The organism is Streptomyces sp. NBC_00207 (assembly GCF_045160965.1).
Lineage (GTDB): Bacteria > Actinomycetota > Actinomycetes > Streptomycetales > Streptomycetaceae > Streptomyces.
The window spans coordinates 5,028,721-5,049,725 of the sequence record NZ_CP130715.1 but is presented as its reverse complement, the minus strand read 5'-3'; the positions used below and the strand labels follow the sequence as shown (position 1 = coordinate 5,049,725).

The window sequence follows — 21,005 nt, the reverse complement described above, 5'->3', positions numbered from 1 at the left end:
CGTCCCCCCGCTCCGCTCCGTTCCGTCACGTCTGTGAGGCATCATGCGCTTCGTCATCGCCCGATACCCCTTCGACCTCGAGAAGAGCGAGGTGGAGGAGAAGATGAAGGGCGTCAAGGCCGAGCCCGTCACGGGAGCGTCCGTGATCATCAGCCGACGCACCTACCCCGTCAAGCAGGTCGGTGAGGTCATCACCCGGCAGGACCGGCGCGACTTCACGGCGGCCGAGGTGACCCGGGCGCTCACCCGCCTCGGCTTCACCTGCCGCGACCTTTCGGCCCCCGTGCCGGCGCCCGCGCTCACCCCGCTCCAGGAGGCCTCGGCACTGCTCGGAAGCCCGGCCGATGCCTGACGTCGCTTGCTAGAGTCGGTTTCCATGTCGATCCCTGACGACCTGCTCCTCGATCTCGCCGCCATGGTCGAGTCGGAGCAGACCAATCAGATGTCCCTGACCGTCGTGGTCCACGGTGCCGTCATCACGGGCCGGCTCGCCCCCGAGAGCGTCTGGCGTCAGCGGGTGGCCGAGGTCCTGCGGGACTCCGACCAGCTGGGCCCGTTCGCCGAGATCTTCAGTTCCGCCCGCCGCGGTGACAGACAGGCCGCGGCAGCCCCCTCGCACCTGCACTTCCACGTGGCGCGCATCCTCCAGGGCACCCTGGGCATCCCCGAGACGGGCGGGATGTACCGGATCGCGGTGAAGGACGTCAGCGCGTGGACCGTCGGAGACTTCAGCTACTCCGACAAGTAAGCCCTGTCACGGCGCGTGCCGGCACGCGCCGGAACGCCGGAAGACGGCCCTCGCGTTCGTTCGCGGGGGCCGTCTTCCGGTGCATGCGCTACTTGCAGGGCGGCACGAGGCGCACGCGGTCGATGATCGCGATGTTGTTGCTCTTCATGACCGCGGTGACCTCTCCGCACACGTCGTTGACGCGCACCGGGCCGGCGTACTGGCTGAAGTTCCCCTCGTCCGTCTGGCACGGGCGCGGCGTGCCCGCGGGGCGCGGCTTGGAGGTCTCACAGATCTTGAGCTTCATGTACTTCGCCGTGCCGAGGTTGTTGTCGAACACGGCACAGGACCCCACACCCTCCTTGCGGTAGGTGAAGAGGGTGCCGAAACGGCGGGAGTCCGGAAGCTGCTCGGCGAAGGTCAGCTCGTAGCCGGCGCCGCACAGGTTGGCCGTCGCGGCGGCCGCCATCGGCTGGGCCTTGGCGACGGCGCGCGTGGTGTCATCGGCCGCGGCGGAGATCTTCACGCTGCCGGCGGCCGGTACCGCCTCCACGGCGGAGGCCTGCGGCGCCGTCAGGGCGAAGGACGCCATGGCGACCGCGGCGACGGTCACGCGCATGGCGGATTTCTTGGAAACGAAAGACATGTTCTCCCCCAGATACCTGATTGCGCGATCCCCCATTGCACTGCGGGATCCGCGCGGACTAAAGTGCCGCTAAAGCGGCCGCACTTCACCCTGATTTGGTCGTGTCGGGCCGAAGCGACATCCAGTAGATCATCACCAACTGCCGTCATTTCGGGCCTATCCGACAGTCGCGGATAACGAAATGGCAATATCCGTCCGCCCAGTCGCACAATGTCGGCATGCGGATCTCGATGCTGGGGGCCCTGGACGTACGGGGCGAGGACGGGAGCGGCGTCTGGGTCGGGGGACCGCGACTGCGCGCACTGCTGATACTGCTGGCGCTCGAACCGGGGCGGGTGGTCGCCTCCGAGCTGCTGATCGACGGGATCTGGCGGGACGAGCCGCCGTCCGGTGCCGCGAACGCCCTGCAGGCACTGGTCTCACGGCTGCGGCGGGCCCTGCGCGCCGCCGGCGTGGACGTGGAATCGCATCCGGCCGGGTACCGGCTGGCGGTCGAACCCGATGCCGTGGACGTGGTCCGCTTCGAACGGCTGGCCTCCACCGGCCGCGGTGTGCTGGCCCTGGACCCGGACACCGCCGCCCGGATCCTGCGCGAGGCACTGGAACTGTGGCGCGGGCCGGCGCTGTTGGACGTCGCCGCCGCCGATTTCTTCCGGGCGCCGGTGACCCGCCTCACGGAACTGCGGATGACGGTCCTGGAGGACCGGATCGAGGCGGACCTGCGCAGGGGCCTCGGCCGCGAGCTGACCGGCGAGCTCACCGCCCTCGTCGCCGAACACCCCTTGCGGGAAGGGCTCGTCGCGGCCCTGATGCGGGCGCTCGTCGCGGCCGGACGGCCCGCCGAGGCCCTCACGGCCTACGGGAACGCGCGCGAGGTCCTGGCCGAGGAGCTCGGCGCGGACCCCTCGCCGGAACTGTCCGCGCTGCACACCGCCGTCCTGCGCGGGGAGGTCCCGGCCGGGCCGCCGGCAGGACCGCCCGAGGCCGCTCCCGCCCCTCGGACACCGTCGTCACCGGCCGTACCCCCCGCACCGGCCGGAGCCACCACACCGCGGGCCGAGGGCGGACCACAGGCCCCGCACCCCTCTCCGCCGACCAACCTGCGGGCCGCACTGGCCAGTTTCGTGGGCCGGGACGAGGACCTCGCGCAGGTGGACGCCCTCGTGGACCGGTTCCGGCTCACCACGCTCACCGGGCCCGGCGGCGCCGGCAAGACCCGGCTGGCCGTCCAGAGCGCCCGCCCCCTGCTCGACCGGTTCCCCGACGGGGTCTGGCTGGTGGAGCTCGCGCCGCTGAGCGCGGGGGGCGACGTACCGTCGGCCGTCCTGAACGCGCTCGCCCTGCGGGAGCACGCACCGGCGGCGGGCGACCCCCTGGACCGGCTCGTCGCCGCGCTGCGCACCCGGACCGCCCTGCTGGTCCTGGACAACTGCGAGCACCTGATCGAGGCGGCCGCGGCGACCGCCGACCGGCTGCTCGGCGAATGCCCCGGGCTGCGGATCCTGGCGACCAGCCGGGAGCCGCTCGGCCTGACCGGCGAGGCGCTGTGGCCGGTGCATCCGCTGGCCCTGCCGCCGCAGGACGCGGACGCGGCACAGGCCATGGCCTCCCCGGCGGTCCGGCTGCTGAACGACCGTGCGGCGGCGGCCCGTTCCGGCTTCGCGGTCACCGCCGAGACGGCCCCGGCGGTGACCCGGATCTGCCGGGCCCTGGACGGGATGCCGCTGGCCATCGAGCTGGCGGCGGCCCGGCTGCGCACGATGAGCCCCGAGCAGCTCGCCGCGCGGCTGGACGACCGGTTCCGGCTGCTGACGGTCGGCGCGCGGACGGCTCCGCGCCAGCACCAGACCCTGCGGGCGGTCGTCGACTGGAGCTGGGAGCTGCTGACGGAGGCGGAACGGGCCCTGCTGCGGCGGCTCGCGGCCTTCCCCGGCGGCGCCACGGTCGAGGCGGCCGAGGGGGTCTGCGCGGGCGGCCCGGTCGAGGCGGACGAGGTCCTCGACCTGGTCACGTCGCTGGCCGACAAGTCCCTGCTGGTGACGGCGGGCGACGGGCGCTACCGGATGCTGGAGACCATCAGGGCGTACGGGCTGCAGAAGCTGTCCGAGGCCGGCGAGCAGGAGGCGCTCCGGCGCGCGCACGCCGCGTACTTCACCGAACTGGCCCGCACCGCGGACCCGTACCTGCGCCGGGCGGAACAGCTGGAGTGGCTGGCCCGGCTCACCGCGGAGCACGACAACCTGTCCGCGGCGCTGCGCGGTGCGATCGCGGCGGGCGATGCGCCGGCGGCCGTACGGCTGGTGGCGGCGGCCGGCTGGTACTGGTGGCTGAGCGGGCACAAGGCGGACGGCGCCGAACTCGCCGCGCAGGCACTCGCGCTGCCGAACCCCGCGCACGGCGGGCCGCAGGACGGGCCCGACGAGGAGGCCCGCGCCGTGGCCTGCGCGCTGGCGGTGCTGTTCGCGACGGCAGGACTCGGCGACGACCGGCAGACCGGGGAGCTGCTCCGCGAGGGGGTGGAGCTCGCCGGGCGGACGGGGAGCCGTCATCCGGTGGTCCGCTTCCTGGGGCCACTGGACCGGCTGCTGCGCGGCGCGGGCTCCGGCGAGGCGCCGGTGGACGCCTGGGCCGGACTGCTGGACGACGAGGACCCGTGGGTACGGGCGCAGGGCCGGCTGGAGGGAGCCAAGACCCTGCTGGGGACCGGCGGCCGGCCGGCGGAGGCGGAGGCCGCGATCGGGGCGGCCCTGGCCGGGTTCCGCAGGCTCGGGGAACGCTGGGGGATCTCCTTCGCGCTGACCCTGCTGGCCGACCTGGAGGCCCGGCGCGGCGATCACCGTACGGCGGTGGCGCACTACGAGGAGGCCGTCGCGGTCATCGGCGAACTGGGCGGCATCGAGGACCGGCTGTACGCCTGGGTCAGGCAGGCGCAGTCGTGCCTGCTGGCCGGGGATCCGGCGGGCAGCGCGGCGGCCATGGCGCGGGCGGAGCGGGACGCGGAGGCGGCCGGCTGGCCCGAGACCCTGGCCATGATGGCGCAGGGCAAAGCGGACCTGGCCCGCTGGAGCGGTGAACCGGCCCTGGCCCGGGCCGAGCTGGCACGCGCCCGTGCGGCGGTCCGCGGCCTGGCCGTCCACCCGGTGTACCAGGTGGCGGTCCTCGACTCGCTCGGCTATCTGGACGCCGCGGACGGCGAGTTGGCCGCCGCCCGGGCACACCGGGCGGAGGCGTTCGAACTGGCGGTGGCCTCCCTGCACGCGCCCACGGTCGCCCAGGTGCTGGTCGGCATCGCGGACCAGGCGGTGCGGCTGGACCGGCCGCGGGAGGCGGCACGGCTGCTGGCGGCGGCCCTGGCGGTGCGCGGCGGGCCGGACCACTCGCGCGCCGACGCGGGGCACGTGGAGAGCGCGGTGCGCGCCGCGCTCGGTGATCGGCACGAGGAGGAGCGCGGGGAGGGGGCCGGCGTCGCGGACCTGGAGACCGTACGCAGGCTCGCGCAGGCCGCGTTGGACGGCTGACGGCTGAGGGGGCGGGCGGCGGAGGGGCGCGGCCGGGGGCAGGCGGGTGAGCGCCGTCAGTTCCCCGGCAGTTCCCTGAGGAAGCGCTCCTGGTCGGCGAGGAGGCCGGGCGGGAAGAGGGCGCGCGGGGCGAACACGGCGGTCAGGGCCAGCCGCCAGGAGGAGCGCTCGACCGTGGTCCGGAGCAGGGAGTGGGCCGCCCCCGGATAGCGGCGAACCGTGAGCGTGCCGGGCTCGAGCAGGCTCCGGTACGCGGCCTCGCGGTGAGCGGTACGGGCGGGGCGCGGCGGCCGGGCCGGGCAGCGAGGCGGCCGGGATCCCCACGCGGATGGTCGTGCACGCGCTGGTCCGGGAGGACGGGACGGTCGAGGGCGGCGAGCTGTACGAGGTCGCCGGGCTGCTCGGGATGACCGACCAGCAGGTGCGGCTGTGCGTGAAGCGGCTGGTGGCCGAGGGGCGGTTCACGGTGGCGGGGCGCGGCCGGCGGGCCGTGCTGCACCTCGCGGGGGCCGCGGGCCTGGCGGGTGCGGCGGGGCCGGGACTGCCGCTCGTACCGGAGGTGGAGTTCGTCCGGCACCGTACCGGCAGGACCGGGGCCTGGAGCCGTGGGACGGGGTCTGGCACGCCTTCGCCTTCGCCGTACCGGAATCCGCGCGGGCCGCGCGGGACGCCCTGCGGGACGCGCTGACCGGCCTGGGGGCGGCGGCGGTGCAGGGCGGCCTGTACGTCACACCCAACGCCATCGGCCCGTACGTGCGGGCCCGGGCGGCGGAGCTGGGCCTCCCGGAGGCGCTGACCTGCCTGAGCACGCGCGATCTGGCGGTGGGCGCCGCCACGGATCCGCGGGCCCTGGCGGCCCGCCTGTGGCCCCTGCCCGAGATCGCCGCCCGCTACGAGGCCCTGCACGCCCTGGCGCGCAGCGGGGCGGGGGCGGCCGAAGGGCCGGTCGCAGGGCCGGCGCAGGCCGTTGCCCTGGCGGCGGCCTTTTCCGCGGCGATGGTCCCGGATCCGCCTCTCCCGCCGGAGCTGCTGCCGCGGCCGTGGGCGGGGGCGACGGCCCGGGCGGCGGCCGCCGCGGCCTGGGACCGGCTCGCCGCCGGCGCTCCGGCCGGAGGCCCCCGCCTGTTCCGCCTGTACGGCGAGGCCCTGGCCTGACGCCCGGGCCCTTCGCCGAGCGCCACGCGGTGGACACGGTGGGCGACCCCCGCCGTGTCCACATCCTGGACAACTACGCTCGTTTCATGAACGCAGAAGCCGACGCCCTCGCCACCGTGAAAGACGCTGACCGGAAGCACGTCTTCCACTCCTGGTCTGCGCAGGAGCTCATCGACCCGCTCGCCGTCGCCGGTGCCGAGGGGTCGTACTTCTGGGACTACCAGGGCAACCGCTACCTCGACTTCTCCAGCGCCCTCGTCTACACCAACATCGGCTACCAGCACCCCAAGGTCACCGCGGCCATCCAGGAGCAGGCGGCCAGGCTGTGCACCGTCGCGCCCGGCTTCGCCGTCGACGTGCGCTCCGAGGCGGCCCGGCTGATCGCCGAGCGCACCCCGGGCGACCTCGACAAGATCTTCTTCACCAACGCGGGCGCCGAGGCCGTGGAGAACGCCGTCCGCATGGCCCGGCTGCACACCGGCCGGCCCAAGGTGCTGTCCGCGTACCGCTCGTACCACGGTGCCACCTCCACCGCGATCAACCTGACCGGCGACGCCCGCCGCTTCGGCAACGACTCCGCGACCGCCGGCGTCGTGCACTTCTGGGGGCCCTTCGCCTACCGCTCGCCCTTCTACGCGGCCACCGAGGCCGAGGAGTGCGAGCGGGCCCTGCGGCACCTGGAGGACACCATCGTCTTCGAGGGCCCGCAGTCCATCGCCGCGATCATCCTGGAGACCGTCGGCGGCGCCCCGGGCGTCCTCGTGCACCCCGACGGCTACCTGGCCGGCGTGCGCGCGCTCTGCGACCGCTTCGGCATCGTCTTCATCCTCGACGAGATCATGGTCGGCTTCGGGCGCACCGGCCGGTGGTTCGCCTCCGAGCACTGGGACGTCACCCCCGACCTGATCTGCTTCGCCAAGGGCGTGACCAGCGGCTACGTACCGCTCGGCGGCGTCGCCATCTCGGCCGCCATCGCCGAGACCTTCGCCCGCCGGCCCTACCCGGGCGGGCTGACCTACTCCGGGCACGTGCTGGCCTGCGCCGCCGCCGTCGCGACGATCAACGTCATGGAGGAGGAAGGCACCGTCGAGCAGTCCGCCCGCACCGGCGCGGACCTGCTCGGCCCCGGCCTGCGCGCGCTGGCCGAGCGGCACCCGTCGGTCGGCGAGGTCCGCGGCCTCGGCACCTTCTGGGCCCTGGAGCTCGTACGCAGCCGGGAGACGCGCGAGCCGCTGGTCCCGTACAACGCCGCCGGGGCGGACAACGCGCCGATGGCCGAGTTCGCCGCCGCGTGCAAGAAGGGCGGGCTCTGGCCGCTCGTCGCCGGCAACCGCATCCATGTCGCGCCGGCCTGCAACATCTCGCCGCAGGACGTGGCCAAGGGACTGGAGATCCTCGACCAGGCCCTCTCGGTGGCCGACGCGCACACGGTCTGACCTGCCGAAACATACGGTCGCCCAATCCGTGGGTGCCTGTCTTGGACGTTCCGCGCCATTACGAACACCACGTGAACGTGCTGAAATCCGAACAGAGCACCTACGGACCGGGATGCACGTCAGTCCCGGGGCGGTCCTCCGTGACCGAACGGCGGGGAGCGGGCCTTCCGCTGGACGCCGGGCGTACGGGATCCAGTCAGCCGGACTCCGTGTACCCGAAGGAAGACAGCCATGAGCAAGCACGTCCTGGCACAGAACCAGTACGGCAAGGCCGAGAACCGCATCGTGAAGGTCACCCGCAAGGGCGGCGACGGTTCCTGGCACGAGATCCGCGACCTCAACGTCTCGGTCGCGCTCCGCGGTGAGTTCCGCGACGTCCACCTCACGGGCAACAACGCCAACTGCCTGCCCACCGACACCACCAAGAACACGGTGTACGCCTTCGGCAAGGAACACGGCATCGACTCCCCCGAGGCCTTCGGCATCCTGCTCGCCAAGCACTTCGTCTCCTCGCAGCAGCCGATCCGCGAAGCGCAGATCCGCATCGAGGAGTACGTGTGGGACCGCATCCCGGTCCCGACGCGCAAGGAGCAGCACTCCTTCGTCCGCAAGGGCCAGGAGGTGCGCACCGCGCAGATCACCTACAGCGAGACGACGGGCCTGCAGGTCATCTCGGGTCTGAAGGACCTCACGGTGATGAACTCGACCAACTCCGAGTTCCACGGCTACATCAAGGACAAGTACACGACCCTCCAGGAGGCGTACGACCGCATCCTGGCGACCAAGGTCACCGCGCGCTGGGCGCACTCGGCGCTGGCCGCCGACGACTCCTCGTACGACTGGGACCAGGCGTACAAGAAGGTCCGCAAGAACATGCTGGAAGCCTTCGCGGAGACGTACTCGTACTCGCTGCAGCAGACCCTGAACCAGATGGCCGAGCGCGTGCTCGACAACTGCCCCAAGGTCAACGAGGTGCGCCTCAACCTCCCCAACAAGCACCACTTCCTCGTCGACCTGGAGCCCTTCGGCCTCAAGAACGACAACGAGGTCTACTTCGCGGCGGACCGGATGTACGGCCTGATCGAGGGCACCGTGCACCGCGACGGCGTGCAGCCGGTGATCGCCACGTCCGACTGGATCGTCGCGTAACTCCCGTCAGGAAGCCGCGCTCGGCCCGGACCGCGTCGCGGGGTCCGGGCCGAAGTGCTGCGGCAGCCCCTGACCGGCGTCCTCCGGCTGGCCGACCAGGAGGTTCCAGCGCCCCGCCCGCCCGGTGAGGGTGGTCACCGATTCCGGCCGCACGTCCAGCCGCCAGAAGGCGGCCGCGGGCAGTTCCAGGGCGTACACCACGGCCGCCCGCACGACGGCCTGTTCGACCGCCATCCGGTGGGTGCCCGCGGCCAGCCCGGCCAGCTCCGCCCCGACGCGGGCGATCAGCGCGTCCACGGACTCGCCGCCCGGCGGCGCGTATCCGGGGTCCGTCATCCACGCCTGCAGGGCCGCCGGGTCCTCGGCCGCCACCTCGTCCAGGGTGCGTCCCGCCCACTCCCCCGCGTCCAGGCCGCGCAGGCCCTCGTACCCGGGGCACGGTCGCGCGTGACCGAAGCGGCCCTGGCGGGCGGCCGTGTCCAGTGGGAGCCTGGAAAGACGGACACGTATCAACGGGGTCTTCATAAGGGGAGCGTAAGCGCGGTACGGTCCGAACGAGACAACTGCATGACGACGGAACGACGGAAGCACCGGTGAGAATCCGGCACGGTCGCGCCACTGTGAAACCTCCCGGAGGGGGAGGCAAGTCAGACCCGTCACCGTCGTCGCGAGCACCACTGACCGGGACGCGTGTTCCCTCTGGAGGTTCTGCCATGGCCCACTCCGCCGTGCCCACGACGAACGCCCCCGCCATTGCCCCGATCTCGCTCTCCGCGCTGGCCCCCTGGGCCGTGTTCGTCGGGATCCTGATGCTGGTCCTGCTCTACTTCGTCGGCGCCGAGCAGGGCGCCACCGCCGTCTTCGAAGGCGAGACGATCCACGAGTGGCTGCACGACGGCCGCCACCTCCTCGGTTTCCCCTGCCACTGATTCCCCTGCCACCGACCTACGTCTCCGCAAGGGAACCGAACCATGACCGTTTCCCCCCGCACGCTGCTCGTCAGGGGCATGATCGCCGGCCTGCTCGCCGGTGTGGCCGCCTTCCTCGTCGCGTACCTCCTCGGTGAATCCAAGGTGGACGCGGCGATCGCGATCGAAGAGGCCGCCGCGGCCGGACACGACCACGGCGAGGAGGCCCCGGTCAGCCGGGCCCTCCAGGCCACGGCCGGCCTCGGCACAGGCGTCGTGCTGTACGCAGTCGCGCTCGGCGGCATCGCCGCGCTCGTCTGCTGCTACGCGCTGGGCCGCATCGGCCGCTTCGGCCCGCGGGCCACGGCCGCGCTGGTCACCGCGGCCCTGTTCGTCACCGTGACCCTGGTGCCGTTCCTCAAGTACCCCGCCAATCCCCCCGCCGTCGGCGACCCGGAGACCGCCGGGCGGCGGACCGCCCTCTACCTCCTGATGATCGCCCTGAGCGCGCTGCTGGCGGCGGGCGCGCTCATCCTCGGCCGCCGGCTCGCGCCGAAGCTCGGCAACTGGAACGCGTCGCTCGTCGCCGGTTCCGCCTTCGTCCTGGTCATCGGCGTCTCGTACGCCGTCCTGCCCGGGATCGACGAGGTCCCGGCGGGCTTCCCGGCCGCGCTGCTCTGGGACTTCCGCCTCGCGTCCCTGGCCATCCAGACCGCACTGTGGACGACTTTCGGCCTGGCCTTCGGCTATCTAGCCGAACGGGCCCTTGCGCCCGCCTCCCCACCCAAGGAGGCTGTGCAGCCGACGAGTTGACCACGAGGGGGCCGGTAGTACATGCCGACGGCGATCAGGGAATGGCGAGGCTGGACGGGCGCCGCCCCGTTCTGGCTCAACTCGTTCCTGCTGCTCCTGGCCCCCTGCTGCGCGGTCACGCTGTTCGGCCAGATCGGCATCATCGCCGCGCTGGCCGCCCTCGGCGGCCTGGCCCGCCACCTCTGGTACGGCGACTACGGCCACCCGGCCGTGCACCTCGCCGCCGTCCTGATGGGCGCGGGCACGGCCGCCGTCGTCATGTGAGGCCGCGGCCGGCGGCGCCGGCCGCGGGACCGGCGCTTGCCGTCTCACCCGTTCGGGGGCATCCCTCCCGCTCCCCGCGCGGGGCGGGCGCATCCGTCGCGAGCTGCGGAAACGCGCGGATCTCGGGACGACACGCCAGTGACGCATCGTCAGTCCCCCGTGTTTCACCGGGTGCCGACGGGCAGAGGAGGTGTCCACTGCTCACATGACCCGGCCGCACGTGCCGGACAGGAGGGATTCCCATGCCCCGCGCCCAGTGGGTCGTCGCCTCGCTGACGGTGGCTCTGCTGTCCACCGGAATCGTGGTGTTGCAACGGACCGAGGGCGCCAAGCCCGCAGCCGTGACCACCGACGACGCGCTGCCCTCACGGGCGCTGGGGCTCTCCGGACACCGCCGGCTCGTGCGGGAGCTGGAGCAGTCCGGGGAGCACGTCCCCGGCCGGGGGGAGCGGTCGCCGAGGACCGCCGCCGGGCCGCTGCGAACGGTCACGGGACCCCTGCGGGCCGCGCAGCCGCTGCGGTTGCGGATCCCGAGCCTGGGCGTCGACGTGCCGTTGACCGGTGACCGCGACGAGGTCTCCTGGGACGCCGACGGTCCCGCGCCCGGGGCGGCCGGAACCGCCGTGGTCACCGGAGAGGGGCTGCGTCTCGGCGAGCTGCGGCGGGGCCGGACCATCGAGATCCCCCGCGCGGACAGCCGTACGGCCGTGTTCACCGTCGTGCGGGTCTCCCCCGGCGGGACCTCCGCCCGCGAGGATCCGGCCGGCCGGCCCCAACTGCGGCTGCTCGGCGGCGAGACCGCCGTGCTGGCCCGGCTGACCGGGCAGCGCCGCACCCGCTGACCCGGCCGGGTGCGGGCCCTCTTCCCCGCACCCGGCCCGCAGCCCCAACCCGCCCCCTACGGCCGTCTGTCAGCCGTGGGGGGTGTCTTCGTCCCCCGGTCGGGGGCTTCTTGGGGCCGGTCCGGGAGTCGCCCGGCGTGTCGGGGCACACCCCTCGCATGAGTGGGAGGCGACGCGCACGTTCGGCACTGACCCGGGCCCTGACGGCGGCCTGTGTCGTGCTGCTGTGCGTGTTCGGCGCCGGTCCGGCCGGCGCCGCGGCCGCGGAGCCCCGTCCCGCCTCCACCGCGCCCTCCGAGCCCTCCGAGCCCGGCGAGGGCCAGTCCGATCCGGCCTCCGACCCCGAGGCACGGGCGGCCGTACGGACCATCACGCGCGGGCTGCCCGGCGTACGGCGGACACCGCTCGTGGTGTTTCACGTGAAACACCCGGATGCGCCGCCGTGCGGGCCTGTCGAGGAGACGGCCGGACCGGCCCTGTCCCTGCGGACGGTGCGGAGTGTGGTCCTGCGCTGCTGAGCGGACCGAGGAGCTGTCCGGCCCCACCGGCAGGACATCCCCGCGACACCCCCAGTGACAGCGCAGCCCCCACACCCCCTGAGCACCGTGAGGTTCCGCCATGCCCATCGACCCGTACGCCGCACTGAACGCCATGCTCCGCGCCGAGGTCACGCGGTTCACCCCGCCGGTCCGCCAGACCGAGCCGGCCGAGCCACCGAAGGCCCAGGCCGTGGCCGTCGCCGGCGAGTCCGACAGTGAACCGCAGCAGAAGGCCGCCGACCCGGCCGCGTAGGAGCGCCCCGAGGCGCCCGCAGGGCCGTGTGGCCCTGCGGGCGCCTCGGGCACCGTCCCTCTCGTCCCGCGCGTCAGTCCTCGCGCGTGTAGTAGCGGTAGAAGGCGGCCAGGCCCACGCCCGCGCCGACGGAGAGGCCGATGACGGTCGAACTGAGCACGGACGCGTCGGTGAGGCTGTGCAGGTAGCCCGCGGCGATGCCGGTGAAGACGCCGTACAAGGTGGCGTGGAGCTCCCGCATGAGGCGGGGGCCGACCCGGGCCAGGGCGAACATGATCCCGGCGAAGAGCACGCCGCACAGGATCCCGTAGAAGACGTTGCCCGCGTCGACCGGACCCTTCTGACGCTCGAGGTCGGCGGCCCATACGCCGTACACGAGTCCGGCGAGCAGGGGTCGCACGTAGGCGCCCGTGCTCAGGTGGGCCTTGTCCGCCGACTGCCAGGTGGGCCGCCGATGGGCGGTGGGTGCCGCATGTGCCATGACGGGCTCCTCTCGTCCATCATCCAGAGCACACCCGCCGCCCATGACCGGCAAGTGGATCAACGGTCAGGGCGTGCGCACCGCCACGGCGTCGATCTCGAAGAGCATGCCGGGCAGGGCGAGTGCGGCCACCCCGATCAGGGTCTGGGCGGGCAGTTCGGTGCCCCAGGTGGCATGCAGCTGCTTGAGGAGGACCTCCAGCTTCTGATGGTCGTGGCCGACGATGTAGGTGCCGATGCGGACGACGTCGGCGGGACCGAGGCCGACGGCAGCGAGGGCGGTCCGGAGGTTGGCGAAGGCCCGCTCCACCTGGTCGGCGAAGTCCTCGGAGACGACGTGGCCGCTCTCGTCGGAGCCGTACTGGCCGGCTATGAAGACCTGCTCGCCGGGGGCGGAGACGATGTGGCTGTAGCCGTAGTCGGTCGGGGTGTGGAGTCCTGCCGGGTTGATGATGCTGCGCGTCATGCCGAGCTCCCTGTTTCCGTTCACGTTGCCGTTGCCGTTGCCGATTCCGTACGTGCCGTGATGCCGTGCTGCCGCCGCGGGTGCTAACGCGTGGCGAGCCAGGCGCGGAGCCGCGCCGGGGCCTCGGGGGCCTGCCGTTCGGCCCGCTGCCGGATCTCGTCGAGGTTCTGGGCCGCCAGCTCCCTGCGCCAGGCCAGTTCGGCCCGGGTCATGGCGTGCGCGATGGCGCAGTCGGCGGCATCGGCCGCCGGTTCGCCGGCGCCCGGGCCCTGCCGGCGGATCTCCGCGCACCGGAAGGCCTCCTCGGGCCCTTCGACGGCGGCGACCACGTCCATGAGCGAGATGGCGGCGAGCGGGCGGGCCAGCCTGAAGCCGCCCCGGGGGCCGGGGGCGGAGGTGACGATGCCCGCCCGGGCCAGCGCCTGCAGCTGCTTGTTGAGGTAGGCGGCGGGCAGGTCGTGCCACGCGGCCAGCCGCGCCGCCGACACGGCCCGGTCCGGGCCGCTCCAGGCCAGGTTGACGCAGCTGTGCAGCGCCCACTCGACGCCTTCGCCCATCTTCATAATCTGGATATTAAATATCCAGGATAAGGAAGGCAAGGACGCCTCGCCGCCGGACGGTCCACCCCCCAACCGCAGCAACACCGCTCGCGCCCGGACCCGCGCCCGCATTCCCTGGTGACGTGCGCACCATCCTGTCGGCGGTACTCATCGCGCTCGTGGCCCTCCTGGTGCCCGCGAGCGCCATCGCGTACTGGGCGGACGACGAGCTCGGCAACGCCGACCGGTACACCGCCGCCATGTCCCCCCTCGCCGCGAACCCCCACGTGCGGGAAGTCGTCGTCACCCAGGTCACCCGCGCCCTCGCCGGGCAGATCGACGCGGGCCCCTTCCAGATGGGCGTGGACGCGCTGCTGGGCGAGGCCCTGCACTCCTTCGCCGGCACCCCCGCCTACCAGACGGCCTGGGACGCGGCCAACCGTGCCGCCCACGCCGCCTTCCTCGACGCGCTCACCACCGGCCACGGCGACGCCCTCACCATCGACCTCGAGCCCGTCATAGCCCAGGTCAAGGGCGAACTCGTCGAGGGCGGCGTGCCCTTCGCCGACCGCATCCCGGTGACGCACCTGTCCGTGAAGGTCATGGAGTACGACAACCTCGGCGCTCTCCGGGAGGGTTTCCACATGCTCCAGATCGCCGGCGTCTGGCTCCCCGTGCTGACCCTGGTCCTGGCCGCCGCGGCCATCGCGATCGCCGTCCACCGGCGGCGCGCCGTGATGGCCACCGGACTCGGACTCGCGGTCGGGGCGGGGCTGCTGTGGCTCACGGTGGAGGTGTGCCGCCGACTCACCCTGGACGACCTGCCCGCCGACATCGACCGGCCCGCCGCCGGAGCCGTGTACGACGCCCTCACCGCATTCCTGCGCACCACCGCCTGGGTGGTGCTGGTGATCGGACTCACCGCCGCACTGGCCGCATGGGTGATGGGCCGAGTACGCCGCACCCCATAAGCTCGGAAGGTACCAATCACGCGCAGAACGACGCAGAAGACCGAGAAGAACCGATTCGCGAGCGGCGGCACAGAAGCGGGATGAGCACCGAACGCACCGAACACATACCGTCGCGGCGGGGCCGGCACCTTCCGCTGGCTCCCCCCGCCTGGCTCCTCCAGGGGCTGAAGCCGAGCACCGCACCGATCCCCTGGGCCGCCGTGGCCCGGGCGGCGGTCGCCCTGTCCGCCCCGCTCGCCGTGGGCTTCGCCCTGGACGAGCCCGAGTACGGCGCGCTCGTCTCCATGGGCGCCCTCTCCGGGGTCATCGGCGACACCGCCGACGCCTACCGGATGCGGGTCCTCAACATCGCCGTCCCGCAGTTCTTCGGCGCCGTCGGCGTGGCCCTGGGCACCCTGGTCTACGGCCACGGCTGGCTGGCCGTCGGCGTGCTCACGCTCATCGCCCTGGTCTCCGGGATGATCTCCTCCATCGGCACGGTCGCCTCCGTGTCCGGGCTGCTGCTCCTGCTCAACGCCGTGATCGGCGCCGGCATCCCGATGCCGGAGCCCTGGTGGACGGCCCCGCTGCTGCTGAGCGCGGGCGGACTGTTCGTGCTGGCACTCAGCCTGCTGGCCTGGCCGCTGCGCGGCAGGCAGCCCGAGCGGGCCGCGGTCGCCGCCACCTACCGGGCCCTGGCCGACGCCCTGGAGGCCGCCGGGCGCCCCGGCTCCGCCTACGACGAGCGCCGCCTGGAGGTCACCCAGAGCCTCAACCAGGCCTACGACCTTGTGCTCGGCCGCCGGGCCCGGGTGCACGGGCGCAGCCCCTCGCTGGTGCGGATGCTGGCCCAGCTCAACGTGGTGATCCCGCTCGTGGAGGCCGCGCCCGCCGCGCACCTGCGCGGCAGGCCGCTGCCGCCCGAGATCCCGGCGGCCGTACGGTCCCTCGCCACCGCCGTCGAGGAAGGCCGCACCGGGACCCCCGTACTGGAGCTGCCCGCCGCGCACACCCCGGCCGAGCGGGCCGTCGACGGGGCCCTGCGCCATGCGGCCAGGATCGTCCACCTCGCCGAACCGGACCCGTACAACGTGGACGACCGCCTCGGCCGGCCCGCCGCGCTGCGCGTGCGGGCCCGGCGGGCCGTGCGCGACATGATGCTGTCCAGGGCCTCCTGGCGGTACGGGCTGCGGCTCGCGCTGTGCATCGGGCTCGCGCAGGTGCTCGTATCGGTGATCGAGTTCGAGCGGTCCTACTGGGTCGCGCTGACCGTCACCTTCGTCCTCAAGCCCGACTTCGGCTCGGTGTTCTCGCGGGCGGTACTGCGCGCGCTCGGCACCGCCGGAGGGCTGGTCATCGCGGCGGCCGTACTCGCCGAGGTACCGCGCGGCTGGGCGGTCGTGCCGGTGATGATGGTGCTCGCCGGCCTGATCCCGGCCTTCTCGGTCAAGGGGTACGCCTTCCAGACCGCCGCGATCACCCCGGTGATCCTGCTGCTCTCGGACATGCTCAACCACCAGGGCTTCGACCTGATCCGGCCCCGGCTGCTGGACAGCCTGATCGGCTGCGCCATCACCCTCGTCGCCGGATACCTGCTGTGGCCCGAGAGCTGGCACGCCCGGATCGGGGACCGGCTCGCCGACACCGTGTACGACGCCGCCCGCTACGTGGAACGGGCCTTCGCGCCCGTCGCCGACGAGGCCGCGCACGCGGCGGCGCGCACCGCCCGCCTCCAGGCCCGGCGGCGCATCTACCGCGACCTGTCGGGCGTACGCAGCGAGTTCCAGCGGGCACTGACCGAGCCGCCGCCCACCGGGGCACGGGCCGCGGCCTGGTGGCCGCTGGTGGTCGCCGTCGAGCGGATCGTGGACGCGACCACCGCCGCGCGGGTCCGGGTCAACCACGGCGCGGCGCCGCCGGACGCGGACGAGGTGGAGGGGATCGCACGCCAGCTGCGCGAACTGGCCGGGAGGGTCCGCAGCAGCACCGTCCCGGTACGCGTCGGGGCGGAGCCCCCGGGCGACCCGTCGAGCGTCCTGGCCCCCGTCCACCAGGAGGTCGCGGCGGCCCGCGCCATCGCCCAGCCGGAGCCCTGACGCCCGGTCCCGCCCAGTCGGCCGGAGCCGCCCGGAGTCCCGCGGAGTCGCCCGGATGGGCCTGAGTCCGGGCCGGGAGCCGCCCGGCGGGAGAGCATCGGAGCATGCACCGCGCCCCGGCCGTGATCGTCCTCGCCGTCCTCCTGGCGGGGTGCGCCGACGTGGAGGGACTGCAGAACGAGGGCAACCTCGGCACGGTCCACGCCCCGCAGAGCCTGTGGAAGGACATCCGCCCCGCCCTGCCCGAACCGGACCAGAAGCCGGGCACGGCCGCCGTGGTCCCCGGGCTCCCCAAGGTGGCGGGCCTGAGCATGCGCGGGGTGAACGCGCTGTCCGTCGTACGGGCCGACATCACCTCGGCGACGCAGCAGGACGGCGGGACGGGCCGGCTCGTCGACCCCCGGGCCGTGCAACGGCTCGCGCTCTGCACACAGGCTGTGGACGGCGGGCCCGACTGCCCGGTGCGCCCCGCGGTCCTGCACGACCTGACGGGCAACGGCCGGGAGGAGCTGATCACCGCACTGGACCTCGACGGCCGGCTCAGCGAACTGCGCGTCTACACCGTCCAGGACGACGGGAAGATCGCGAGGATCCTGTCCCGGCGGGCGGTGCTGGAGGGCGTGGAAGTGGCCGCCGAACACCTGGCGGTCCGCGAACCGACGTCGAACCCCACGTACGTCGCCGTCTCCGACTACGTGTGGGACCCGAAGGCCGCAACCATGAACCTCACCCAGCTCACGCTGGACGACTGCCCGTCCCTCACCGGCGCCCCGCTCAGCCCGGACGCACAGCGATGCACGCGCTGAGCAGCCTCCGCTGGAAGATCGCCCTGACCACCACGGCGGTGTGCTGCATGGTCGCCTGCGTGCTCGGGATCCTGGTGCACAACGTGGTCGCCGAGCAGATCGTCGGCCAGGTCCGCAAGGACGCGGACACGGCACTGGAGCACGCCCTGAGCCACTACGAGTACGGCACCACGCACGGCGACGTGAACATCGTCCTCGACCCGCCCCAGCTGCCCCGCCTGCTGCGTGAACTCGTCGCCCGCGGCGACACCGGCAGCATGGTCGGCTCGTACGACGGCAAGCCCGTCATGTGGGCTGCCGCCCCCGCCGACGAACAGGCACTCGCCGTCTGGATCCCGTTCCAGGGCACCCGCAGCCGACTGCGGGACATCGACACCGCGATCCTCGCGTCCGCTGCGCTCGCCGCCGGTGTGGTGGCGCTGGCCGGCCTCTTCCTCGCCGACCGGATCAGCCGGCGGCTCGCGACCACCGCCGCCGTGGCCCGCAGGATCAGCGCCGGGGACCTGGACGCCCGGGTGGGCTTTCCCTCCCGCGCGAACGACCGGCGGCCGGGCCGCCGCTCCCGGGACCGGGACGAGGTACGGGACGTGGCGCACGCACTCGACTCGATGGCCGGGTCCCTCCAGGAACGGCTGGAGGCGGAGAAGCGCTTCACGGCGGACGTCGCACACGAGCTGCGGACCCCGCTCACGGGCTCACTGGCCGCCGCGGCGCTGCTGCCCGAGGGCCGCCCCAAGGAGATGATCAACGACCGGCTCAAGGCCCTGCACCTGCTGACCGAGGACCTGCTGGAGATCTCCCGGCTGGACTCGGGCGTGGAGCGCGCCGATCTGGCCCGCGTGGAACTCGGCCGGGCCGTGGAGCGGGCCGTCGCCGGGGCCGGGCCGGCCGCCTCGGTGCGAGTGGTCCGGGACGCGGTGGTCCTCACCGACCGGCGGCGCCTCGACCGGATCCTGGCGAACCTGCTGGTCAACGCCCACAAGCACGGCCGGCCGCCGATCGAGGTGAGCGTGGAGGGCCCGGTGGTGACGGTCCGCGACCACGGACCCGGCTATCCGCCCGAGCTGATCGAGCAGGGCCCCCAGCGGTTCCGCACGGGAGACCCGGGCCGCGGACGCGGCCACGGGCTGGGGCTCACGATCGTGGCGGGGCAGTCGGCGGTGCTGGAGATCGAGCTGAGCTTCGCCAACGCGCCCGACGGGGGCGCGCTGACGACACTCAGACTTCCGGTCGGGCGGCTGCCGGAGGGAAGTTGACGGCGACGCCCTGACGTCGGGCCGACGCTTCACGTGAGCTGTGTTTCACGTGAAACGTCGGCCCAACAGCCGGATCAGACGCCGATGTTCCTGCCGTCCTTGCGCCAGACCGAGACGACGGCCGGGCGGACGATCTTGCCGGGACCGTCGGGCCACACCGACTGCGGCTTCTCGACGGACGCGCCGTCGATCTCGCCCGGGTGCTGGACGGACACCAGGACGCGCTTGTCCTGGATGAGCGGGCCGCAGGTCTCGGCGCCGCGCGGAACGGTCAGGAACTGCTTCAGCTCACCGCGGCGCTCACCGGCCGTCGCGACGCCGAACAGGCCGTCGTGGGAGCCGAGCTGGTTGCCGTCCGTGGAGATCCACAGGTTGCCGTGCGGGTCGAAGGCCACGTTGTCCGGGCAGGAGATCGGGCTGACCTTGTCCTTCGGGAAGCCCGCGAAGTACGTGGCCGGGTCGTTCGGGTCACCGGCGACCAGGAAGAGCCGCCAGGCGAAGCCGTCGCCGGCCGGGTCGTCGAAGTTCTCGGCGAGCTCCAGGATCTGGCCGTGCTTGTTCAGATTGCGCGGGTTGGCCTCGGTCGCGCCCTCCTTGCCCGGCTTGCCACGGTCGGTGTTGTTGGTCAGCGCGATGTAGACGCGGCCGGTGCGCGGGGAGGGCTCGACGTCCTCGGGGCGGTCCATCTTGGTGGCGCCCACCTTGTCGGCGGCCTGGCGCGTGAAGACGTACACCTCCTCGGCGGTCATGCCCTCGACGTGCGAGACGTTGCCGGTGGCCAGCTTGATCCAGACGCCGGAGCCGTCGAACTCGCCGTCGGAGGGGTGCTTGCCGGTGCCGTCGAGCTCGGCGGCCGGGGAGTCGCCGGTGAGCTTGGCGACGTAGAGGGTGCCCTCGTCGAGCAGCGTGAGGTTGTGCTCCTTCGCCGCGCGCGAATTGCCCTTCTTCATCTGCTTCGACGAGACGAACTTGTAGAAGTAGTCGAAGCGCTCGTCGTCGCCCATGTAGACGACCGGGCGGCCGTCCTCGGTCAGGCGGGGCTGCGCGGCCTCGTGCTTGAAGCGGCCCAGCGCGGTGCGCTTGCGCGGGACGGAATTCGGGTCGTACGGGTCCAGCTCGACGACCCAGCCGAAGCGGTGCGACTCGTTGGGCTCCTGCGCCACGTCGAAGCGCTTGTCGAACAGCTCCCACTTGCGCTCGGTGGCGCCGGCGGTCACGCCGTAGCGCTTCAGGCGGGCGGCCGCGGTCGGGTCGGTGACCTGGCCTGCGTTGCCGAAGTACTGGTTGAAGTTCTCCTCGCCGTGGAGGGTGGTGCCCCACGGGGTGGTGCCGCCGGCGCAGTTGTTGAGGGTGCCGAGCACCTTGGTGCCGGTGGCGTCGACGGAGGTCTTCAGCAGGGCGCTGCCCGCGGCCGGGCCGGTCAGCCTGAACTCGCTGGTGGCGGTCAGGCGGCGGTTGAGCTGGTGGCGGGTGACCGCGGTCAGCTTGCCGCTGCGGTGGTCCTCCTGGACGACGACCACGGACAGGCCGTGCGCGGCCCAGGCGATCTCGACCTGCTCGCGGGTCGGCTTGGCCGGGTCGTAGCCCTTGAACATGAGGATCTCGTCCGTGTACTCGTGGTTGGCCACGAGCAGCTGCTGGCGCTCGTAGTCGCCGCCGAGCGGGAGGAGGCTCAGGAAGTCGTTGTTGTAGCCGAACTGACCGGCCTGCGCGGCGGCGGTCTGCTTGTCGGGGTTGAAGCCCGGAGCGCCCTTGATGATCGGCTCGCCCCAGCGGATGACCACGTTCTGCTCGTGGCCCTCGGGGACGGTGACCTTGTCGTCGGTGTTGGGCGCGACGGCCTTGAAGCGGAGGCCGCGGGCGGCCTCGCCGCCCTTGCCGGCGCCGGCGGCCGCGGCCTCACCGGACGGGCTGGCGTTCGCGGTCTGCCCGGGGCCGCTGAGGGCCACGGCGGTACCGGCGGCGGTGGCGACCGTCACGACGGCGGCGGAACGCAGCATCGAGCGGCGGGAGTACGCACGGGCTATGACATCGCCGGCGTACTCGTTGTCGCTGGTGTTCGGCACCTCGTGGAAGCAGGCGTCGCCACAGCGGTAACGACAGGTGAGAGCGGACCGGCCGCTCCCATGCGGGTTGCCGATGAGCGGCAGAAGCTTGCGCAC

General features: G+C 73.2%; 23 protein-coding genes. 17 read left to right on the top strand and 6 right to left on the bottom strand.

Annotation, left to right across the window (positions count from 1 at the left end):
• The first annotated feature begins 43 nt into the window (after positions 1-43).
• Together OG472_RS23845 and OG472_RS23840 are read left to right on the top strand one after the other, a co-directional pair.
• Entirely contained in the window at positions 44-352 is a 309-nt protein-coding gene (locus OG472_RS23845) for an SCO5918 family protein (RefSeq protein ID WP_362798940.1), read from the top strand.
• A gap of 24 nt (positions 353-376) precedes the next feature.
• Positions 377-748, top strand: a complete 372-nt coding sequence (locus OG472_RS23840) for a hypothetical protein (RefSeq protein ID WP_383567241.1) — start codon at positions 377-379, stop codon at positions 746-748.
• 88 nt (positions 749-836) lie between these two features.
• Here OG472_RS23840 and OG472_RS23835 read toward each other — a convergent pair whose 3' ends face one another.
• Positions 837-1,346, bottom strand: coding sequence for a hypothetical protein (locus OG472_RS23835; RefSeq protein ID WP_401609783.1), 510 nt, complete (start codon positions 1,344-1,346; stop codon positions 837-839).
• Positions 1,347-1,591: 245 nt separating this feature from the next.
• Here OG472_RS23835 and OG472_RS23830 point away from each other — a divergent pair, with 245 nt between their 5' ends.
• From OG472_RS23830 to pucL, 5 genes are all read left to right on the top strand, one after another.
• Positions 1,592-4,891 carry an AfsR/SARP family transcriptional regulator gene (locus OG472_RS23830; protein ID WP_405942018.1) on the top strand — a complete coding sequence of 1,100 codons (3,300 nt, stop codon included), beginning with the start codon at positions 1,592-1,594 and terminating at the stop codon, positions 4,889-4,891.
• 328 nt (positions 4,892-5,219) lie between these two features.
• Positions 5,220-5,579 carry a hypothetical protein gene (locus OG472_RS23825; protein WP_405943262.1) on the top strand — a complete coding sequence of 120 codons (360 nt, stop codon included), beginning with the start codon at positions 5,220-5,222 and terminating at the stop codon, positions 5,577-5,579.
• On the top strand, positions 5,489-6,046 hold the full coding sequence (locus OG472_RS23820) for a PaaX family transcriptional regulator C-terminal domain-containing protein (protein WP_405943204.1): 558 nt from the start codon (positions 5,489-5,491) through the stop codon (positions 6,044-6,046). The genes OG472_RS23825 and OG472_RS23820 overlap by 91 nt, the downstream gene beginning before the upstream one ends.
• 86 nt (positions 6,047-6,132) lie before the next feature.
• Complete coding sequence (locus tag OG472_RS23815) at positions 6,133-7,482, top strand: aspartate aminotransferase family protein (protein WP_401609788.1); 1,350 nt, start codon at positions 6,133-6,135, stop codon at positions 7,480-7,482.
• Between the two features lie 231 nt (positions 7,483-7,713).
• Positions 7,714-8,631 carry a factor-independent urate hydroxylase gene (pucL, locus tag OG472_RS23810; RefSeq protein ID WP_319721559.1) on the top strand — a complete coding sequence of 306 codons (918 nt, stop codon included), beginning with the start codon at positions 7,714-7,716 and terminating at the stop codon, positions 8,629-8,631.
• A 6-nt stretch (positions 8,632-8,637) separates the two neighbouring features.
• Here pucL and OG472_RS23805 read toward each other — a convergent pair whose 3' ends face one another.
• Positions 8,638-9,156 (bottom strand): histidine phosphatase family protein, encoded by a 519-nt coding sequence (locus OG472_RS23805; protein WP_401609790.1) that lies wholly within the window; start codon positions 9,154-9,156, stop codon positions 8,638-8,640.
• Between the two features lie 188 nt (positions 9,157-9,344).
• Here OG472_RS23805 and OG472_RS23800 point away from each other — a divergent pair, with 188 nt between their 5' ends.
• The 6 genes from OG472_RS23800 (at position 9,345) to OG472_RS23775 (ending at position 12,250) form a co-directional block, all read left to right on the top strand.
• Positions 9,345-9,560, top strand: coding sequence for a CbtB-domain containing protein (locus OG472_RS23800; protein WP_401609793.1), 216 nt, complete (start codon positions 9,345-9,347; stop codon positions 9,558-9,560).
• A 42-nt stretch (positions 9,561-9,602) separates the two neighbouring features.
• Positions 9,603-10,352 carry a CbtA family protein gene (locus OG472_RS23795; RefSeq protein WP_405942017.1) on the top strand — a complete coding sequence of 250 codons (750 nt, stop codon included), beginning with the start codon at positions 9,603-9,605 and terminating at the stop codon, positions 10,350-10,352.
• A 21-nt stretch (positions 10,353-10,373) separates the two neighbouring features.
• Positions 10,374-10,616, top strand: a complete 243-nt coding sequence (locus OG472_RS23790; RefSeq protein ID WP_319721555.1) for a hypothetical protein — start codon at positions 10,374-10,376, stop codon at positions 10,614-10,616.
• A gap of 242 nt (positions 10,617-10,858) precedes the next feature.
• Positions 10,859-11,458 carry a hypothetical protein gene (locus tag OG472_RS23785; protein WP_405831146.1) on the top strand — a complete coding sequence of 200 codons (600 nt, stop codon included), beginning with the start codon at positions 10,859-10,861 and terminating at the stop codon, positions 11,456-11,458.
• A 158-nt stretch (positions 11,459-11,616) separates the two neighbouring features.
• Positions 11,617-11,976: a hypothetical protein gene (locus tag OG472_RS23780; protein WP_405942016.1), complete on the top strand. Its 360-nt coding sequence runs from the start codon at positions 11,617-11,619 to the stop codon at positions 11,974-11,976.
• Positions 11,977-12,076: 100 nt separating this feature from the next.
• The gene (locus OG472_RS23775; RefSeq protein ID WP_405942015.1) at positions 12,077-12,250 is read left to right on the top strand and encodes a hypothetical protein; all 174 of its coding nucleotides are present in this window, start codon (positions 12,077-12,079) and stop codon (positions 12,248-12,250) included.
• A 73-nt stretch (positions 12,251-12,323) separates the two neighbouring features.
• Here OG472_RS23775 and OG472_RS23770 read toward each other — a convergent pair whose 3' ends face one another.
• The 3 genes from OG472_RS23770 to OG472_RS23760 all read right to left on the bottom strand — a co-directional run bounded on the left by OG472_RS23770 (position 12,324) and on the right by OG472_RS23760 (position 13,753).
• Positions 12,324-12,731 (bottom strand): hypothetical protein, encoded by a 408-nt coding sequence (locus OG472_RS23770; protein ID WP_401609807.1) that lies wholly within the window; start codon positions 12,729-12,731, stop codon positions 12,324-12,326.
• Between the two features lie 66 nt (positions 12,732-12,797).
• Positions 12,798-13,196, bottom strand: coding sequence for a RidA family protein (locus OG472_RS23765; protein WP_405831141.1), 399 nt, complete (start codon positions 13,194-13,196; stop codon positions 12,798-12,800).
• A gap of 83 nt (positions 13,197-13,279) precedes the next feature.
• Positions 13,280-13,753, bottom strand: a complete 474-nt coding sequence (locus OG472_RS23760) for an RrF2 family transcriptional regulator (RefSeq protein ID WP_405943203.1) — start codon at positions 13,751-13,753, stop codon at positions 13,280-13,282.
• 125 nt (positions 13,754-13,878) lie between these two features.
• On the opposite strand from OG472_RS23760, the gene OG472_RS23755 reads away from it, so the two are divergent.
• From OG472_RS23755 to OG472_RS23740, 4 genes are all read left to right on the top strand, one after another.
• Entirely contained in the window at positions 13,879-14,706 is an 828-nt protein-coding gene (locus tag OG472_RS23755) for a hypothetical protein (RefSeq protein WP_401609812.1), read from the top strand.
• Between the two features lie 80 nt (positions 14,707-14,786).
• On the top strand, positions 14,787-16,781 hold the full coding sequence (locus OG472_RS23750; protein ID WP_405831139.1) for an FUSC family protein: 1,995 nt from the start codon (positions 14,787-14,789) through the stop codon (positions 16,779-16,781).
• A 104-nt stretch (positions 16,782-16,885) separates the two neighbouring features.
• On the top strand, positions 16,886-17,587 hold the full coding sequence (locus OG472_RS23745; RefSeq protein WP_401609818.1) for a hypothetical protein: 702 nt from the start codon (positions 16,886-16,888) through the stop codon (positions 17,585-17,587).
• Positions 17,575-18,843, top strand: coding sequence for a sensor histidine kinase (locus OG472_RS23740; protein ID WP_401609821.1), 1,269 nt, complete (start codon positions 17,575-17,577; stop codon positions 18,841-18,843). The genes OG472_RS23745 and OG472_RS23740 overlap by 13 nt, the downstream gene beginning before the upstream one ends.
• Positions 18,844-18,917: 74 nt before the next feature.
• Here OG472_RS23740 and OG472_RS23735 read toward each other — a convergent pair whose 3' ends face one another.
• Positions 18,918-21,005 (bottom strand): PhoX family protein, encoded by a 2,088-nt coding sequence (locus OG472_RS23735; RefSeq protein ID WP_401609824.1) that lies wholly within the window; start codon positions 21,003-21,005, stop codon positions 18,918-18,920.

Coding starts and splice junctions, on each gene's coding strand:
- OG472_RS23805 (WP_401609790.1), bottom strand. CDS start 9,156: ATGAAGACCCCGTTGATACGTGTCCGTCTTTCCAGGCTCCCACTGGAC.
- OG472_RS23840 (WP_383567241.1), top strand. CDS start 377: ATGTCGATCCCTGACGACCTGCTCCTCGATCTCGCCGCCATGGTCGAG.
- OG472_RS23845 (WP_362798940.1), top strand. CDS start 44: ATGCGCTTCGTCATCGCCCGATACCCCTTCGACCTCGAGAAGAGCGAG.
- OG472_RS23740 (WP_401609821.1), top strand. CDS start 17,575: ATGCACGCGCTGAGCAGCCTCCGCTGGAAGATCGCCCTGACCACCACG.
- OG472_RS23800 (WP_401609793.1), top strand. CDS start 9,345: ATGGCCCACTCCGCCGTGCCCACGACGAACGCCCCCGCCATTGCCCCG.
- OG472_RS23830 (WP_405942018.1), top strand. CDS start 1,592: ATGCGGATCTCGATGCTGGGGGCCCTGGACGTACGGGGCGAGGACGGG.
- OG472_RS23780 (WP_405942016.1), top strand. CDS start 11,617: ATGAGTGGGAGGCGACGCGCACGTTCGGCACTGACCCGGGCCCTGACG.
- OG472_RS23815 (WP_401609788.1), top strand. CDS start 6,133: ATGAACGCAGAAGCCGACGCCCTCGCCACCGTGAAAGACGCTGACCGG.
- OG472_RS23790 (WP_319721555.1), top strand. CDS start 10,374: ATGCCGACGGCGATCAGGGAATGGCGAGGCTGGACGGGCGCCGCCCCG.
- OG472_RS23785 (WP_405831146.1), top strand. CDS start 10,859: ATGCCCCGCGCCCAGTGGGTCGTCGCCTCGCTGACGGTGGCTCTGCTG.
- OG472_RS23835 (WP_401609783.1), bottom strand. CDS start 1,346: ATGCGCGTGACCGTCGCCGCGGTCGCCATGGCGTCCTTCGCCCTGACG.
- OG472_RS23750 (WP_405831139.1), top strand. CDS start 14,787: ATGAGCACCGAACGCACCGAACACATACCGTCGCGGCGGGGCCGGCAC.
- OG472_RS23825 (WP_405943262.1), top strand. CDS start 5,220: ATGGTCGTGCACGCGCTGGTCCGGGAGGACGGGACGGTCGAGGGCGGC.
- OG472_RS23745 (WP_401609818.1), top strand. CDS start 16,886: ATGCACCGCGCCCCGGCCGTGATCGTCCTCGCCGTCCTCCTGGCGGGG.
- OG472_RS23760 (WP_405943203.1), bottom strand. CDS start 13,753: ATGGGCGAAGGCGTCGAGTGGGCGCTGCACAGCTGCGTCAACCTGGCC.
- OG472_RS23775 (WP_405942015.1), top strand. CDS start 12,077: ATGCCCATCGACCCGTACGCCGCACTGAACGCCATGCTCCGCGCCGAG.
- pucL (WP_319721559.1), top strand. CDS start 7,714: ATGAGCAAGCACGTCCTGGCACAGAACCAGTACGGCAAGGCCGAGAAC.
- OG472_RS23765 (WP_405831141.1), bottom strand. CDS start 13,196: ATGACGCGCAGCATCATCAACCCGGCAGGACTCCACACCCCGACCGAC.
- OG472_RS23770 (WP_401609807.1), bottom strand. CDS start 12,731: ATGGCACATGCGGCACCCACCGCCCATCGGCGGCCCACCTGGCAGTCG.
- OG472_RS23795 (WP_405942017.1), top strand. CDS start 9,603: ATGACCGTTTCCCCCCGCACGCTGCTCGTCAGGGGCATGATCGCCGGC.